The following is a 17312-nucleotide window of genomic DNA, read 5'->3' as shown; positions in this document are numbered from 1 at the left end:
CATCCCCACACTAATATTAACATAAATATCCAGTATTTTTTTGGAAGTCTTATTCCATTAAATGGCCCTATACATGAAGAAAGAGCACAATTCACTACTTCAGAAATGCGCCCGATTGTGGAAGATCCTTTACATAAAAATTCATTACAGAAACAACATTTACTTATTGTGCTAAAGTACTAGTTAATTAAAGCCGTATCGATGAATATTGTATAATAATCTAGTTTACATAATCAGATTCAGTAGTAATATAAAAGGATCTTCGATTGAAAATCCTTTTATGCTGCTTGTTCATTTAAATGGCCCTCTAACGAAAAAGACGCGTTCCTAAATAAACACGCCCGTTTCTTGAATAAACAAGGAGCTCAAATAGAATAAAATTAACTAATTAATTTTTCCAAAATAGTTAATAAAAAAGATAGAATTTTATCAAAAACATCACTTGAACCTGCATTGGACATGCTTTTTTTCTAATCTATACTTCATCTTTACTATCAATATAAGACTGTCTAAAAAACAAAAATAAAGGTAGAGCCAAAGATAATCCAACCGCAAACAGAGTTAAAAGACAAATCCATTTCTCTTTAATGTTATACTTTCGTGACTCATTGAACATAAATACCAAAAACACAACACATGAGATTAAAAAATCAACTGCAAAAAAGGCCGATATCGTGTTAGCAAATAATAGTTCCATTAATAAACCTAAATCTAGTCCATTATCCCCTAGGAACTGAATAAAAAAATAATAAGGAAAAACAGTACCAATTACCCCTAAAATAAAGTACAATTTCTTCACTGGATAATTCCCCCTTTTTTAACAAAGTTCTATAAGATTACCATAACTAATTCTAAGATTCGTTCAAAAAATATATGTTATTGAAGATTCCTTTACTAAACAATCTGGCCCTATACATGAAGAAAGAGCACAATTCACTACTTCAGAAATGCGCCCTATAGTTGAAGATCAACGAATAGTAAAGTGAAGGAAAATAAAAACTCTCCTGTATACAATCTATAAGTAATCTAAATTCGCCACATTTGGTTTTATTTATGTTAAATGACCATTAAAATGATGAGTTAAAGTTTACCACAATGCTTGCATCGTCCCCGCCTTTTTAAATAATAGGATAAAATTGCTATCCCTAGAGATATTCCCCATGGCAACCAGAACAAAAAAGGAACAAATTGTCCCCAATTTTCATTGGTAATTGAGCCATTAACCATCATAAATATGATTTGTGGACTGAGCTTTAGCCCCGTTATCGTGATAATAGCCGACATCAACATTGCAGGAACCATAACAAACCAAATTGGAATTTGTTTACCTGCTAGAAAAAAACACCACCGTGGAAAAATCACTCCCCATCTCTGAATAAGTCCAAGAGTTAGAATTCCACCGCCAATACATAATCCTCCCAGTATGGCTTCAACTAGTACATTGTCTTCATTCCCAACCATTGATGAGTCGTTTGTTCCCAAAGGAATTCCTAACGCCCACGCCCATCGGACAATACCGTATGGCAATGCCATAATAACGGCTAAATAGGTAAACCACTTTCCCCACTTTGCTGTGGCTTTTGCTGATGATCCTTCTGTAGCGTCATTCCTGCCACAATTGCCGCAAGCATTCTGTGTAAGACGAAAATATGCTATTGCAGAAGCGCCCCATATGAACCCACCAACTATACAAAAAACTTGATTAATAACTCTCCAATCCAGCAGATCAAAGTGAAGCAAAAACAAATAAGCAAAGTTCTGCACAATTCGCGAATCTGGAACTATAAATATAAGCGTCACACTCATTATCCAAGCAAAGGAGAGAATTATTGCACGAGGAAAACGACTTCCCCATGTCATTATCATCGCTATAGCTACCACTGTACCTACCAATCCAGCTATGGCAATGAGTGGTCCCCCGACATCAACATTAAGATTTGATAAAAATGATCCCATCATTTCTGCCCGTGAATCGTTTTTACCGAAAGGAAATCCGTTGCCACCTAATAACCAGTACAGCCCGAGTAACCCATATAGTAGGGACCATAGAGCAGCTGCATACCCAATCCACTGCGGCCAACGCGACAGCCAGGAAAAATGTGTTGACTTATTGATATTTATTTTCGGTTCCATTTCACCCTCCCTAAAGCATTTTCATAATAAAAATTAAAATGTCATACTCCAAGATATAGTAACCCTTTCAATTAATTAGGTTAACCTTCCAAAAAAGATCTTACTAATTTTACCATTATTTTCTTCCTAAATTAACCTCCCATTACAAGAAAATAGCTTTATTCCTTGCTCCATAATCTGGCCCTTTTCTGGAAGAGCGTTTCAGAAGAGCTTATTAAAGAAAATCCCCCGGAAGTTGAACAAAGTTTTATTTCTTTTAACGGAAAAAAAGTAAAGAACTCCACCGACCATCCAAAAAGGTTCCCAGAAAACTAATCTTCAAAACGTTGCATATGAATCTAAGTCAAAATCTAAAATATTAAACGCACTTAATGTAATTGTGAAGAAATTAAGAAATCCATACACGAACAATAAGGCTCCTACAATTTTCGTCACGTAATAAAGTATTCTATTCTGGTTATTATAAGCTTCTCCCATTGAACAAGAAGCATCAACAATAATATTAATCCAAGTAATTTAATTAAACCAGTAAGCCATACAATTATGACGAACGAGGGGGGAAGGTTTAGAGACATCTCGTAAATGGCCCCGCCTAGAGATCTAACACCAAATAAGCCGCCCATTGCCCAATAAAAACTCACACCTGAAAAAATAACAGTCCATACAATACCCATAGCTATGAACCAATAATTCCTCTTCAATAGAAAACACTCCTCTAGTTTTCTACTTCTATTCCTTCAAGATATTCATATAACATAATTTCATATTAATACAATAAATATGAACATTCCACTAACCATTCTCATTCGTTAAAACCTACGCCATAGCCTTCCCACAACCCCTTTTGCTGCTCAACAATCTGGCCCGATTGTGGAAGATCATTATGTTGTCTTATTGAATAAAAAGCACCCGTTCGTATTATAAAGTCAGCCAGATACTTCTGGTTGACTTTATCAATTTTTTTCATTTTTTACGAATTGTGAATTTTATCCCTTAATAAATGACTAAATAATAGAGAAATATCTATAAAAAAACCCTGTCTAATACCAATCTAATAATCAACCACAACATACATTGTTATATTTTATTACTCTTACTCATAAAGAATAAGTAGAAAAAATATAAGGGGTTAGATTTAATGAGAATAAATTACAGAAGATGGTCAGAATATCCTTACCAAGGAGAGCAAACCCCACCTAATGCTTATCCAGCACCAGCGTATTTTCCAATGTTTTTTATTTTTAGGCAAAGAAACAATGAATTCCTAGATCCCTTTCGGCAGCGTATTAATTGGCAAATTAAAAATCCTATTGAGGTTGATTGGGGAACAGAGTTATCTATTGTAGAACAAACATTATCATCCATAAAGCCTCAACAAATACGCATCGCACAATACTGGGGGACGGTCGAAGCAACTCAGAATATGACTCCTATGATTTTCAATTTAGCCAAAAAATATAGACTAGGATCGCCGCATATTGCCAGAGCACTCGGATATTTTCACGCTGCTGTTAATGATGCCTTTGTGATGTCGTGGTATTTTAAATATCTTTGGGATGTGGCACGTCCAAATCAATATGGCAGAAACCTATCTCCTGTGTTGACTACACCGCGTTTTCCATCCTACCCTTCTGCACACGCCACTGTTGCAGGATGTGCAGAATCGGTATTAAGTTATTTCTTTCCACCAGAAGCATCAGAAATAAAAAACACAATGGAAGAATGCGCTTTATCACGTTTGTACGCTGGCGTACATTTTAAAGTAGATAATGATGAAGGGTTGAGATTAGGCAGGCAAATCGGGGGTATGGTTGTAAGTGTATTGAAGGTACAAAATCTCAATGATTTTCGATAGTGTAAAAAACTCTGTAATTTAGTTTTTATTTATTAAATGATAATGAACCTAATGTAGCTTTGAAATAAAGTTTGATCAAAAATACCTCGCAAACCCATATTTTACGATAAATAAAGAGAATCCATTTTGAAAAAAGATTGATCAAAATGGATTCTTCTCCAGCAGATTTTAGTTTGGTTTTTATAAAAAGTTTGATCATTTTCTACCTACGTTGTTCAACAATCGCGCCCTTTAGCTGAACAATAGGCATTATTTGATGGTATCAGGTTCCAGTTATTTAGCAAACTTAAAAGGAACGTTGAAGTATAATATCAAGAAAATGATAATAAAAACGGATAAGATATATGCTCGGAATGGGTAATACTGATGTAACGCTATGACGGAGAACATAACGATATCAAATAAAAAAGAATACCAAATTTCCCATCCATGCTGAAATGAAATTCTCCCAAACACATATAAAATCCACTCAACAGCGATGTAAATTCCAGACCAAAGTAAGATGTAAAACAGTCGATTAAACCATTTTTTAGGAAAATGGGAGAGAAATAGAAAAATACTAACAGGCATGGTAATAAGAGCATAGACAATGACTGTCATTTCAAGTCCATATAGCAAATCAGCATGAAATTTCCATAAGGTATAGTCTTTTACAATATATTCATAAAGCAAACCACATGTAGCAATAAAAAACATACTTGCATGATATTCACTCCAGTTTTTCCAATTCCCCCACTTTAAAGAAGCTAAAATAGTTAAAATAGCAATCGCAACGTGCATACTCATTATCCTTTCAAGAACTTTATAAAATAGTGTCCCCCTTTTTTCATTATTTATTGTTTTAAAAAACAAGATATTAACTAAGGAACCTATTATAAAGTACGGAAGGAAGACTAACTTGGGTCATTTTTATTCTATAATCAATCTTCGATTATCCTGCCCTTTTAACTGATTAAAGATAAGAAAAATGGACTGCTTATTCAGTTCATCGTTCCTCAACTCTTGCGCCCGTTTGCGGAAGATCAAGTTAATAATTATGATTGCTGCCTTTAGCTTGTTGAACTAACGCACCCTTTAGTTGAATAACACTTTCAACAAAATTTGAACTTATTTATTAACTATTTTTTTCTTCATTTCAACTCTTCTTTTTCAATACTCCTCGGTGGTCAATTGCTTCTGACTTTAACTATTCGTTCCACAATAAATCCAACTAATAAACCGAAAGCAATAGGAAGTATTGCAATATTTGCATCAAAAATCAATCCATTTTTCAACGGTTCATTTAAAACAAATGAAAACCTAAGAAGAGATAAATTAAATATATTTCCAATCCAATATAATAGAGCCATTGTTCCAAATGATGATAATAACGGAAACCATATTATTCTCACAAAAGACCTCCTTTTAACGCTTGTTATTGAACAAACCTGCTCCTAAGCACGATAAGCGATAGCCATTGTACAGCTATCGCTCCGAAATAATTGAATAATCTAAAAAGGTAAAAAGCTAATTATTTGCCAAAGTAATACACCAAAACCAATAGCTATGAGAATGATGTTTATAATTGCTGACTTTTTCCTACCGTTTTTTCTCTCCTCAAAAAAATCATATAAACTTTTCAACGTCCAAAATACTATGAATGCCAACCAACATAGTCATTTGAAGGACTTTTATCAAACAAAATTTTTAGCTATTAATATTATGGCAACAAGAATTATGTTTCTGAAGATAAAGTTTACCCTCTTCGAATTCTTGTAGGATGCTTCACTACTCTTCAATTTAACACTCCTACTGTATCCGCATTCTTAACCTGACAAAATCTCCAATACCAATTATTTCAAACCAATCCAAATAACTCAATCTTTTATTACAAATAAAGGGAGCCTATCTTATTACAGATAAGCTCCGAGTTTCCATACTTGATTTCTAGATAATCTCCTTTGATTAGATAAAAGAGTATATTATATGTACTACTTTAAAAGAAGCCATATCACTACTAAGACGATAGCTATTATTCCCCATAACAAAACTTGTTTATTTCTCAATCTTTTACCTCCATTCAATGGGTTCTGATTATTGAGCAATCGCTCCGATATTACAGAAGACTCAACATCGAGTTTTTTTTATAATTCAAGGTTGTATGTAATTGAATAATTAGAATAGCATTGAAGCAATTAAAAAACCGATAATGATTGCGACTATTACAATTAAGGTTCCCTTCCATCCTAAACTACCAACTAAATCAACTACTCCCCCATTATTAGCTCTATTGAAAGAATCATTTATATTCCCAGTAGGATTCCTTTTCAACTCTTCTTGTCTTAATTTCTCTCTGTTCCTTTCAGGTGATTCCTTCGGGTCCATCATCACTACACTCCTTTTCTTTTACCTCTAATTCATAACAGGAATTCTACCTTCTCACTTAATTCCAATTATTTCAAACCCCACCCACACACTCAACCTTATTCTTTAAAAAAGACGTAATTCCTCAGTGGGAATTACGTCCAATAAATGAAGATCAACATTCAACGCTTACGCTGCTATGATATTCTAGAATCGCTCCGATTTAACGGAACAAACTACTTTAAGTGTCTTACTTTCTTAAAAGCTCTTTATGAATTTCCTTTAAGAGAAATAATCCTCTCACAAGACACCCCAGTATTATTCCAAAAGCAAGAACTAAACCAATTTCATCTAATGGTAGTATTAAATATCCCAGAAAGCTTGCTGCAATGATTAAAAATATTAAAAACAAAATATTACCTCCAACTACATAATTACAATTTCACTTATTGTTTAGCTATTAAGCCATACTGCTCTAAACTTACATAAAGGGCTTAGTTTTTATTACACTCACGATTGCTGAATCTGCAATAAAATTGGACGTATCATTGTCGTTTTCTATAATGATTAATTAAATATCCTACTACTACAATTAACAGAACAATTAGTCCAACAAAAAATAACGGTAAGGCATCACGAGCATTCTCAACTATAAAATGTAAGATCCAAGCTGATACGAAGTAAAGAACGAAAAAAATACTTATAACTCTTATCCATCTAATGACCATTTGTCCTCCTCAAATCGAATTACGTGCAACTCTCTTCCTGTTCATCTTCCTGTTCTACTCTTGCTCCTCTTTAGTTGAAATGCGTAGCAGGAGTTTTAGGTCTTTTTTGGAAATAAGTAAGAAACCAATATTAAAATAATACCTATCGTAAACCCTGTCCAAGTTATAGCATTAATTGTACTGTATTCTAAATCCTGAGCTATTCCTGATACAAATAACGCTATTCTTATAACAAGAGAGAGTATCACAATCACAAATGCAGTCCACTGAATGATATTGCGTTTGCTGTTATCTTTACTTTTCATAAGAAGCATCCTTTCAAAAAAACATAATTCCACAAGCCCGACCATCTCTTTAATACCAATTATTTCAAATGGTTACCAATAACTCAATCTTTTGTTCATAGAAAAGGAGCCTATCTTATTACAGATAAGCTCCGAGATAATCGAACAATTGCTTCTCTATAAATTAATAACTAATTTCGATTTGCTTTTCTTAAAGATATTATTATTATTAATTGATAAACTGTAAATGAAACCCCAAGCAGGGCTATAAATATAAATGATAACAGTGAACTCGCTATACTATTACTTTTTAGCAATAAATAAGATACTCCTATCAAAAAAACTATTAACCTTATTGTTCTATTAGTTACCTCTGATTTGAACATTTTTCACTTCCTTTAATTAATACCCCAGCCCTAAAACTACATAGAGCGCTTACTATTTGTTAAGCAAACGCTCCGATATCTTTGATGACTCAATTTCATGATAAAATCATTGCGAAGAAACCAGCACATTTATAAATCCCTTAATTTCACTTCATAATACCGCATTCCCCTAGGGATACCCTTTATATCTAACACTTTTTCAAGTACGAGATGCACAATTCTATATTCTATATAGTCATCACCAACGACTTGAGGCATATGTCCAAGTATTTCTCCAATAAGCCGAGCTGCTTTTATATAATTATTCTCTCCACTTTCTTCATGGAGCTTTTTCAAATTGTTAAGGATCATATTGTCAAAATAATCTTCTGATTTCGAATGGATCTCTTTATTCCATATACGCAGATTGTAATTTTGTTCAGAAAGCATTAACCACTCTTTTTCCAACCATATTCGTTCTTCATTAGAAATCATTTCATCAGAATTTTGGTCAAGCATCATACCAAGATGCTTTGGTGATAGTTCTGCAGTATGCAGGGGATAATTGTCAGAGCGATTAAAAAGGTTTCCCCATACCTCATACACATTGAGTGTACGGATATCTCCGACCCATTCATTCAACAAGAATAGTACGAAACGCAACCCAACTTGTTCATGTGCATTATTTCCATACCAAATTGTAACCCTAACATTGTCAGGGATGTTTCTAATCTCCTCAATATCCTGTAAATTATCTTGAACATAGTTAAAAACTTCTTCATCTTCCATATGTACTCTATAAAAAAGCCATTCTAAGCGTTTCTCTAAGCCTTCTTTTTGATCCAGATCTCTGATTGGTCCTATAGAAAACATATGGTTAAGTCGAATGACCCTTTCATTTTTCCTGTTAAGTTCCTCCAGCGCATTCTTTAGTGCTCCATTGGTAGATTCCCCAAAAACAATATGTATATCAGTAAGTTCTTTTTCATTATTTAAAAATGGGTTTTTACGATTTTCATATAAGTCTTCTACACTCTTTTTAGTAGATTTCATTTGTTTAACAAAATCATCTTTTGAAATAACTTTTGTATCCAGATCATCAAGCATCATCCATGTTTGTAATACTATAGAATCCACTTCCTCTTTATTTAGCATCTGGAGCTGCCTTTTTGCAGATCTATTCATATTCTTTCCTCCATTTATAGCATCTTTAATCTAACTATTCATACGTTTGAATAAATAATTCGCTTCAGAATTCCACATTATCTCAATACTGAGTCTTCAACTATCCTGCTCCGTTACTTTAAGTTCACATTTTCACAATCTCTTCCTAATTTTAGCATATTTCTAGCACTCCGTTATTCAACAATCTGGCCCTTTAACGGAACAACTCTATTGTCAACTTTTCAACTTCAAATGTTCTTTTCCTTTCACTATAAAAAACCCTTTAGATAACTAATCCAAAGGGTTATAATATCGCGACTTTATTCAAAACTTCGCGTCTTTTTGTAACCGTCAAGTAGAAACAAACAATTTTCCACAAATAATATTAAACAGTTTTCCACAATTAAGATTCAACAGGTGATGCATCAAAAATTGCTTTCCGATATTTCATCCTTATACTATCTGCCTCCTTATCAAATGTAAGAATCTCACTCCGGTGTAATAACCTATCTAGAATGGCCGTGGTGAGAGTGGGATCACCAAGGAATTTCCCCCACTCTCCAGGACCTTTATTAGAAGTCAGTATAAAAGCTGCTTTATCATATAAGTCGTATATAAACTGAAAAAATAGATGAGCTTCCTGAGCTTCATATGTCATATACATCACATCATCTATAATAATGAGATCCGAAGATACAATGCGTTTATATCTAGTTTTGGATTTGCTGATATAGTCTCTTGTCTTCAGAATGTACATCAGCTGGCTCATTGAAGTGAAGGATACTTGATATCCATTCTCCACGGCATGTATTCCTAATGCGACAGATAAGTGTGTCTTACCAGCTCCAGTTGGACCCATCATAATTAAAGTGAAGTGTTCATCTATCCAATGAAGTTCCTGTAACACATGGAGTTGCTTTTCTCCGATGGCATTCTGTTCCTTCAGGTCATATGTTTCGAAGGATAAATTCTCCGGGAAATCCGCCCACTTCATCATCTTTTCCATGTTTTTTTGTTCCCTGCAACGAATTTCATAACTTAATACTTCATGAATGAGTTCGTGGTACGTCCAATTTTTAGCTTCTGCTTTTCTCAGAATTTCCGGTAGCTTCTTTCCCGTCTCTGCGAGACGGAGGGTTCGACACTTTTCCTGTAGATGGTCATATACCTGGTTCATTTTCACTTACCTCCTGACAACACTTCGAGATAGATATCCGCTGATCGTTCTGGTGCAACGATCGCTTGATACTTTTCATTTGTCTGCACATCTTGTGGGGAGGTCAGAACCAATCTCTCTTTTTCTATCGCTAACGATTTGACTACATCACGAAAGTCATTTGCGCTTGTCATATTCATTTGTTTTATCTTTACAAGAGCCTCTTCCACCTCATTTGGATAGTTCTTGATGGAAGATTGGATCACTTTCAGTTGATCAACTAGGTGACGAGGATAACGTTCTTTTAATACTCCCATAAACCACTTGATAGAAGTCTTGTCCGTAAAGAAATCCTCGATTTCATATATAAGTAAATCTCTTTTTGAAGTATTCTTATTTCGATGTTCAGGGGCGGTTATGGTTTCTCCTTTTTTGTCTGTTATTTCATGCTTCGCGATAACTTTTCCAGCTTCTTTTAATCGAATATATAGGAATCCTTCTTTTTCCATGACGTAAGCCGTGTTTGCTGCTCCGTACCGATAGGTACCTTTCGGTACACTATAACGGTTACCGCCATATCGAATGATATTGTCCTTTTGAATGCTTCTTGTTATACTTGGGCTATGAACATTATCGAAAAGATAATAGGTATTTGAGACTTGGCGTAAGTGCGGCTTTTCCAGGGCGTGCACCTCGACTGGTCTCTTTTTTATATTGTGATGAATTTTATAGTTCCCGGTGCGTTTCAGCCAGGCTAGGCAGGAAGCATTCCAATCCTCAATATTGTTATAAGTTCGATGGTTGCTGAAATTGTTCTTCACGAATTTCACAACTTGTTCGACTTTCCCTTTTGATTCTGGATCACTCTTTCTGCACAAATAAATTCTGAATTGTCTTGCCTGGTAGTACTTCGTGAATTCTGCAGTCATAATTAAGTCACCGGCATTTTCGTTAATTGCCAAAAGGGCATCCTGGTCATAAACCATCTCCTGGGGCATCCCACCGAAATACTGGAACGCTTTCTCGTGTGTGTGGATGACATCGGTGGTTCGGAACGGCCGATCTAGCCATTCTACATATTTGTATCTCGAATGCGATAAAATGAATGCGATGAAGTATAAGCGATGCTTTTTCCTTTCAGCATCTTCCACAATTGTTTGACCGAAATCAACCTGAGCTTGTAGACCCCTCGGCACTTCTGGTATCGCACTGTAAGTGCGATGAGCCTTTACTTTTGGAATGTAATACTTGTCACGCAATTCATTTACATAATTTCTTACTGTATTCTCACTCACATCCTTTACTTTTAGTTTTTCCTCCAGCCAGTCATAAATCTGAGCTGATGTTAAATCAGGATGCTCTTTCAACCATTCCATGATATGTATTTGATATGGATCTAATTTCTTCCCCCTCATCTTTAACGAAGTTATAAACTCCTCAAAATCATCTGGACTCATTTTCAAATAATCAATCACCCTATTTCTAGATATTCCTAACTTCCTAGCTATTTTACTTTTTGAAAAACCTTGCGAGTATAATTGGTGAATTTCAACATAAGACATATAACGTTCCACTCCTGGATCCTCACTTTCAATAAACTAACTCTAGTATATTGAAGGGAGGGGCTAATTTGGAATAACTGTTTAATCTTATTTGTGAAATTCTGTTTAGTTTTAATTGTGAAAAACTGTTGAATCTAGTTTATCGTTTACACTTTTTTATAAACATCGTGACTTTATTTCAAATCTACAATAAGAGACGTTCGTAATGGTGTACTTTTACGAACGTCTCTTATTAATAAAATAAAGATTGAATCTTCTAAATAAAAAAGCGTTAACTAATTTCTTTATATAGTCATTATGAAACGTAGTTGTGTACTGAAGTTAACTTAACAATTTTTTCAACCATATTTTCTGTTTGGTCATTAATAAAGAAGTGATCGCCTTTAATAATCTCTAAATTGAACTGGTTAGTCGTTCGTTCATCCCATTTTCGCACGGAATCAACTAAAACATTCTTATCATTATCCCCTGCAAATGCGGTGATCGGTATAGTAAGGGGGTTATGATTCTTAAACTTGTAGGTCTCACACAACTCTAGATCTGCTCTCATTATAGGGAGTACCAGGTCCAATAATTCAGGGGTATTTAAAATAATGTCTGCAGTCCCGTTTAATTCTTTTAATTTTTGAATCAATGTTTCATCAGATTGGTTATATGTCTGATTAGATACTCTTGGAACATGAGGAGCACGGTGAGCAGAGACAAATAATTTTTCAGGACTCATCCCTTCGTTTTTTAATAAGAGGTTTGTTAATTCATAGCTTAATATAGCTCCCATACTATGTCCAAAAAACATGAAGCGCTTCTCCTTAAAATAGGGTAACAAATCTCTTACTATGGTCCGAATTAAAAGATTCATGTTACGGATTGGTGGCTCTGATATACGGCGACCTCTACCAGGTAACTCTATAGGAAAGAGTTCAATGTCAGCAGGAAGATACTTATTCCAATTATTATAGATTGAAGATGCGCCTCCGGCATAAGGGAAACAAAACAAACGATACCTGGCCTCTGGCTTCAATTCATTTACAGTAATCCACTTGTTATCTAACACAGTTAATAACCCCTTATTGTATATTGATTTAAATTGAATGAAATTTACTAATTATTAAAAATTTATCCAAATATTTCTGTTACTATGGTTATAATAGACACGCTAGCTATGAGAGTGATAATAAAAGTTAGGAGGAAACAAATTTTGCAAAAAGAACATGTGGTTTTAGGTACAGGTCCGCTTGGTCTAGCTGTGATGGAAGAATTGCTTAAGCAAGGAAAATCAGTGAGAGTGATCAATAAAAGTGGCAAGGCTTTAGTACCAAATGGTGTGGAGTGCATGAAATGTGATGTGAAAGATCTTGATCAATTACGAAACTCTCTACATAATGCAACGATTATCTACCACTGTTTAGGACTCCCCTATCAAGATTGGCAGACTCAGTTTCCTAAAATGATGGCTAATATCATTCAAGTGGCTTCGGAAAATGGGGCTAAAATCGTTTATGGAGACAACCTTTACGGCTATGGTCCACAACAAGGGCCACTACACGAAAAAATGCCTTACAAGCCAATTGGTAAGAAAACAAAAGCTCGGGCTGAAGTTGCGACAACCCTAATGGAAGCTGCAAAGGAAGGAAAAGTCCAGGCTACAATTGGCAGAGGTTCTGATTTTTTTGGACCAAGAGCTAAGAATGCCATGTTAGGGGAACGAGTTTTCACTCATCTTCTCGATGAAAAACCGGTTGAACTGATAGGAAACCCCGATACTGTACACTCTCATATTTATATTAAAGACTTTGCTAGAGGCTTAATCATTCTCGGTGATCAAAATAGCGCCAATGGTGAAATATGGCATATCCCTCATGCTAAACCTACATCTACTAGACACTTAGTTGAACAAGTGGCACACAAACTAAACAAACAGCCTAAATATCGTCTAGCTAACAAGTTTATCGTTACAATGGGAGGATTATTTAACTCAGATATGAAGGAATTTAAGGAGTTAATGTATCAACAAGTCAATGACTTTACCGTAGATTCTAGTAAGTTCAATAACAAATATGAGTTTCGTGTAACGCCCTATGAAGAAGCAATTGATGAAACTATTGCTTGGTATCTGAAGGAGCATGAAAACAAGGATGAATCCATAGTCTCATAAAATATTTATAAATAAGTATATACTTTTCATCGAAGACAAAAACGCCTCCACTGATTTTGAAAGAGGTGACGTTTTACGGGCCATTTTTTCGACCCCTGGATGAAGGAATCACCGTAAAAATGACGATTAAAAAAAACTCCTTTTATCAAAATCCTAAAAAGGAGCTTTTTTAAAAACAAAGTCTCGATCTGATACTTATATCTATTACCATCTTAAAACAGCTACGTTCTACTTAAAGTAAACGTAGATTCAAGGGACCTTATCTTGTTCTGGATAAGATCCCTTTTCCGCACTATAGAGTTATTCTGTCAATGTTTCCCTTAAGTTCAGAGCCTTCATTAAAGCCTCTTCATCCTTTAAAATATCGTTTGGCTTTACGCCTTCTCCAAGTATATATCCTTGAAAGTCTAACCCAATGAAATGGCAAATATAAGAAAATTGCTGAATCAATGGAAGACCCTTCGTCTTAGGCTCATCCCCTCCAACAGCAATCACATATGCCGCCTTTTTAGCCATTTTAGATTTGAATTCTGGATACCTTTTATCTCTAACAGTCTGTGACCATCGATCAATAAAGGATTTCATAATACCAGACATCCCGTACCAGTAGATTGGCGTAGCAAAAATAAGTACGTCACTTTCTAATACCGCATCAATCAGCTGATCGTAATCATCATCAACAGAATCAAAACCGTTTTCTTCGTGTCGTTGATCAATAATATCGTTTATCTGGTAATCTTTTAAGAATATTTTTTTCACATGTAAGTCTTTCACAACATGTTCAGTTAACACTTCTGTGTTTCCATTAATTCTTGAACTGCCATATAATACTGCAATACTCATGTTACACCGCCTCATACTTAAGATTTGATTTCTCTTTTCTCTTTACAACAACGACTTGAAGCCCAAGTCCTAATAGCATTAGTCCGCCCATGCAAATGAATCCTATGCTTGGAGAGAAAATATCAATTAAAATTCCTAGCCCACTAGCTAATATAGCTTGTAAGAGGAGAGCGATTCCCATCCAAACCGATAAGGCCCTTCCCATTAAAGGCTTAGGTACAATTTCCATTAACATAGTGTTCATAATGATTCGTAAAGATGAATTTGACAGTCCGATGAGCAAACTACCCAGATAAATCATGAACACGACCTTATTAACAGCAAGACCAAAGAGAGTTAAAACCGCGAGTATAAATATCGTACTAACAGCCTTGTTTTCTGAGATTTTCTTAGCAAACGGTGCAGCAATGAAACCAGATAATAATCCTCCAACTCCATACGCCATGTCTGAGAAACCAAACACAACAGAATCTGCGTTAAGCGTATCACTGACATACCCTGGAAGTACTACGTTATAGATCATCGTTGCTACTAACGGGACAATTGATACGATCCCTAACAAGAAAGTCATTTTATGAGATCTTAAATATTGAAGGCCCTTTTTAAACGAATCGGAATAGCTTTCATCACTACCCTCAAGAGATATCGACTGATATTTAATAAACATCACCAATAGGCTACTAAACACAAACATTAAAGAATTCATGAGTAAAATAACTTCAAACCCAAAAAATTTATAAATGAAACCAGATGCAGCACCAGCCATAAACATACCTACTTGAAGGCTGATTTCAATAAGAGAATTCCCTTTAGAAAGTTCTTTCTCCGGTAATAATTCTTGTATTAAACTCCTCGATGCCGACATGTATATGCTCCAACCTATCCCATTGATTATAGCGAAAGCATAGATATAGCCAATAGAAAATCCATCAACGATAAACAATCCGGTTAAAGCTCCAATCGTAATCGCTCTTAAAATAAAGGTTGCCTGAATGACACTTTTCCGATTGAATTTATCTGTGATAATACCTGTAAAAGGAGATACTAAAAAACCTGATAGGACATTAATAGTTAACATGAGACCGATTGCTCCAACGGATCCCGTTTCATCTAACAAATACCAATTTGCTCCAATTGTACTCATTCCCACTCCAAAACCAGATATAATATCTGCTAAAAAAAAGAACAAAAAATTCTTTCGAATAAAAGACATATCTTCACCTCTCCTATTTCTTCCTTTATGCTTCTTTCTTAAAATGGTATAGCAGTCTAATAGAACAGTAAAACTGAATATATGAATCGGTTCCATCGAAAAATCCGATCCTATCAGTGGACTTCTAAAATTTATCAATAAGTAGGGAGAACGATTTCAAAAGTGAAACCCATCATTACAATAAAGTAAATGATGGGTTTCACTGCTAGTAAACCTCTACATCAATATTATTAATGGTTTTAGTGGTATTGAAGCTTAATCCGATTTATTAAATTTATTGCGTTATGTTTAGCCTCTTCAGGATTTTGTCCTGTAGTGATTACATAGCCTAGACGATCATCAGAACTTTCAGGAACTTTCACCTTATCCCCCGTTTTTACAGTAATGTCATACTTCAAGATACTTAGGTCATTCGCAATGTCCTCTTCACCCTCAATAAAAGAGATGATCCCCTCTCTATCTGCTGTTAAATAAGCTATAGAGGTGGCTTTCTTTTGCAGGTGAGTCTCTGTGATTGGTAAATCCAAATAGAAGTTTACCGTTTCATCGAAGATATCTAAACCGTACGTGGTGTGTAATAATTCGGAGGATATTTTATCTCCCCCCGGTCTACCATTCACCTCAATGATCTTAGGACCATCTTTTGTTAATTTTAATTCGACATGGCTTGGTCCATTATCGATTCCAATCGCACGTAAAGCTTGAACACAAACGCGAATCATATCATCAATCTTATCGTTCTCTACAGATGTAGGAACAGTGTGTGAGATTTCTACAAAATAAGGTAGATCAGAAGTAAGTTTCTCTGTCACTGATGAAAACACCACTTCGTTATCCTTCAAGAAAAATTCCACGCTAAATTCTGGACCTATTAAGTATTCTTCAATAAGGTATTCGTTTCTTACGTCAAAATCCATATAGGTTTTTTTGAATTCTCTTAGTTTCTCAAATGCTACTTCTAATTGTTTGTCATTCTCAATGAAATAAACGCCTTGACTACTGGCGCAATTGGTAGGCTTAAGCACGACGGGATATGCGATTCTTTTCGCAGCTTGTATCGCTTCGGTCAAGCTGGATACCTTTTGATATTTTGCACTCGGAACTTTATGTTGCTCATACACATCACGCGCTAAATCTTTATTTCTTGCGTTATTTGCTGCTTGAGAAGATATCGTTTTTAGCGATAACCTTTCGGCTACCTCAGCTGTTAAATGTGAGGCATAATCAGTCGCAGGGATTAACGCATCGATCTGACCGTAATAGGAAGATTCTTTTATCGCATTGTAAATCGATTCTACACTTCTTATGTCTGCTACTAAAAAATCATGGTAATAGTTCTCATACCCATACTTCTTAGGATTATCGATAGAAGAGCCTATGGCGATGACCTTACATCCTTTTCGGTGCGTTCTTTCTACAAAATCAATACCATAAAAGCTCGGTTCTACGAATGCTACAATTTTTTCTTCAATCATGGTGTACACGATCTCCCTTCATATGAATGACTAGAA

General features: G+C 35.1%; 17 protein-coding genes. 2 read left to right on the top strand and 15 right to left on the bottom strand.

Annotated elements, in window-relative coordinates:
• Positions 1–475: 475 nt before the first annotated feature.
• From ABFG93_RS22790 to ABFG93_RS22780, 3 genes are all read right to left on the bottom strand, one after another.
• A complete protein-coding gene (locus ABFG93_RS22790) occupies positions 476–799 on the bottom strand; it encodes a DUF2834 domain-containing protein (RefSeq protein WP_347553064.1) in 324 nt (107 codons plus the stop codon).
• A 281-nt stretch (positions 800–1080) separates the two neighbouring features.
• Complete coding sequence (locus tag ABFG93_RS22785) at positions 1081–2133, bottom strand: hypothetical protein (protein ID WP_347553063.1); 1053 nt, start codon at positions 2131–2133, stop codon at positions 1081–1083.
• A gap of 431 nt (positions 2134–2564) precedes the next feature.
• Complete coding sequence (locus ABFG93_RS22780) at positions 2565–2834, bottom strand: hypothetical protein (RefSeq protein ID WP_347553062.1); 270 nt, start codon at positions 2832–2834, stop codon at positions 2565–2567.
• A gap of 437 nt (positions 2835–3271) precedes the next feature.
• On the opposite strand from ABFG93_RS22780, the gene ABFG93_RS22775 reads away from it, so the two are divergent.
• On the top strand, positions 3272–3988 hold the full coding sequence (locus ABFG93_RS22775) for a vanadium-dependent haloperoxidase (RefSeq protein ID WP_347553061.1): 717 nt from the start codon (positions 3272–3274) through the stop codon (positions 3986–3988).
• A gap of 273 nt (positions 3989–4261) precedes the next feature.
• On the opposite strand, the gene ABFG93_RS22770 is transcribed toward ABFG93_RS22775, so the two are convergent.
• The 9 genes from ABFG93_RS22770 to ABFG93_RS22730 all read right to left on the bottom strand — a co-directional run bounded on the left by ABFG93_RS22770 (position 4262) and on the right by ABFG93_RS22730 (position 12644).
• The gene (locus ABFG93_RS22770; protein WP_347553060.1) at positions 4262–4768 is read right to left on the bottom strand and encodes a CBO0543 family protein; all 507 of its coding nucleotides are present in this window, start codon (positions 4766–4768) and stop codon (positions 4262–4264) included.
• 386 nt (positions 4769–5154) lie between these two features.
• The gene (locus ABFG93_RS22765) at positions 5155–5379 is read right to left on the bottom strand and encodes an ATPase (protein WP_347553059.1); all 225 of its coding nucleotides are present in this window, start codon (positions 5377–5379) and stop codon (positions 5155–5157) included.
• 763 nt (positions 5380–6142) lie between these two features.
• On the bottom strand, positions 6143–6355 hold the full coding sequence (locus ABFG93_RS22760; protein ID WP_347553058.1) for a DUF6366 family protein: 213 nt from the start codon (positions 6353–6355) through the stop codon (positions 6143–6145).
• A gap of 226 nt (positions 6356–6581) precedes the next feature.
• On the bottom strand, positions 6582–6743 hold the full coding sequence (locus tag ABFG93_RS22755) for a hypothetical protein (protein ID WP_347553057.1): 162 nt from the start codon (positions 6741–6743) through the stop codon (positions 6582–6584).
• A gap of 411 nt (positions 6744–7154) precedes the next feature.
• On the bottom strand, positions 7155–7364 hold the full coding sequence (locus tag ABFG93_RS22750; RefSeq protein ID WP_347553056.1) for a hypothetical protein: 210 nt from the start codon (positions 7362–7364) through the stop codon (positions 7155–7157).
• A 494-nt stretch (positions 7365–7858) separates the two neighbouring features.
• Entirely contained in the window at positions 7859–8893 is a 1035-nt protein-coding gene (locus tag ABFG93_RS22745; protein WP_347553055.1) for a DUF1835 domain-containing protein, read from the bottom strand.
• A gap of 382 nt (positions 8894–9275) precedes the next feature.
• Entirely contained in the window at positions 9276–10049 is a 774-nt protein-coding gene (istB, locus tag ABFG93_RS22740) for an IS21-like element helper ATPase IstB (protein ID WP_347548682.1), read from the bottom strand.
• 2 nt (positions 10050–10051) lie between these two features.
• On the bottom strand, positions 10052–11590 hold the full coding sequence (istA, locus tag ABFG93_RS22735; RefSeq protein WP_347548681.1) for an IS21 family transposase: 1539 nt from the start codon (positions 11588–11590) through the stop codon (positions 10052–10054).
• Positions 11591–11885: 295 nt separating this feature from the next.
• Positions 11886–12644, bottom strand: coding sequence for a thioesterase II family protein (locus tag ABFG93_RS22730; RefSeq protein WP_347553054.1), 759 nt, complete (start codon positions 12642–12644; stop codon positions 11886–11888).
• Positions 12645–12788: 144 nt separating this feature from the next.
• Here ABFG93_RS22730 and ABFG93_RS22725 point away from each other — a divergent pair, with 144 nt between their 5' ends.
• Positions 12789–13745 carry an NAD-dependent epimerase/dehydratase family protein gene (locus ABFG93_RS22725; RefSeq protein ID WP_347553053.1) on the top strand — a complete coding sequence of 319 codons (957 nt, stop codon included), beginning with the start codon at positions 12789–12791 and terminating at the stop codon, positions 13743–13745.
• Between the two features lie 300 nt (positions 13746–14045).
• On the opposite strand, the gene ABFG93_RS22720 is transcribed toward ABFG93_RS22725, so the two are convergent.
• The 3 genes from ABFG93_RS22720 to ABFG93_RS22710 form a co-directional block, all read right to left on the bottom strand.
• The gene (locus tag ABFG93_RS22720; RefSeq protein WP_347553052.1) at positions 14046–14588 is read right to left on the bottom strand and encodes a flavodoxin family protein; all 543 of its coding nucleotides are present in this window, start codon (positions 14586–14588) and stop codon (positions 14046–14048) included.
• A gap of 1 nt (position 14589) precedes the next feature.
• Positions 14590–15801: an MFS transporter gene (locus ABFG93_RS22715; RefSeq protein ID WP_347553051.1), complete on the bottom strand. Its 1212-nt coding sequence runs from the start codon at positions 15799–15801 to the stop codon at positions 14590–14592.
• Between the two features lie 239 nt (positions 15802–16040).
• The gene (locus ABFG93_RS22710) at positions 16041–17276 is read right to left on the bottom strand and encodes an ATP-grasp domain-containing protein (protein ID WP_347553050.1); all 1236 of its coding nucleotides are present in this window, start codon (positions 17274–17276) and stop codon (positions 16041–16043) included.
• Positions 17277–17312 lie beyond the last annotated feature (36 nt).

This window comes from Pseudalkalibacillus hwajinpoensis, from assembly GCF_039851965.1.
In the GTDB taxonomy this organism is placed as follows: Bacteria; Bacillota; Bacilli; order Bacillales; family Guptibacillaceae; genus Guptibacillus; species Guptibacillus hwajinpoensis_E.
Note: the sequence above shows the minus strand (reverse complement) of the source record. Positions and strands in the feature narration are given on the sequence as shown.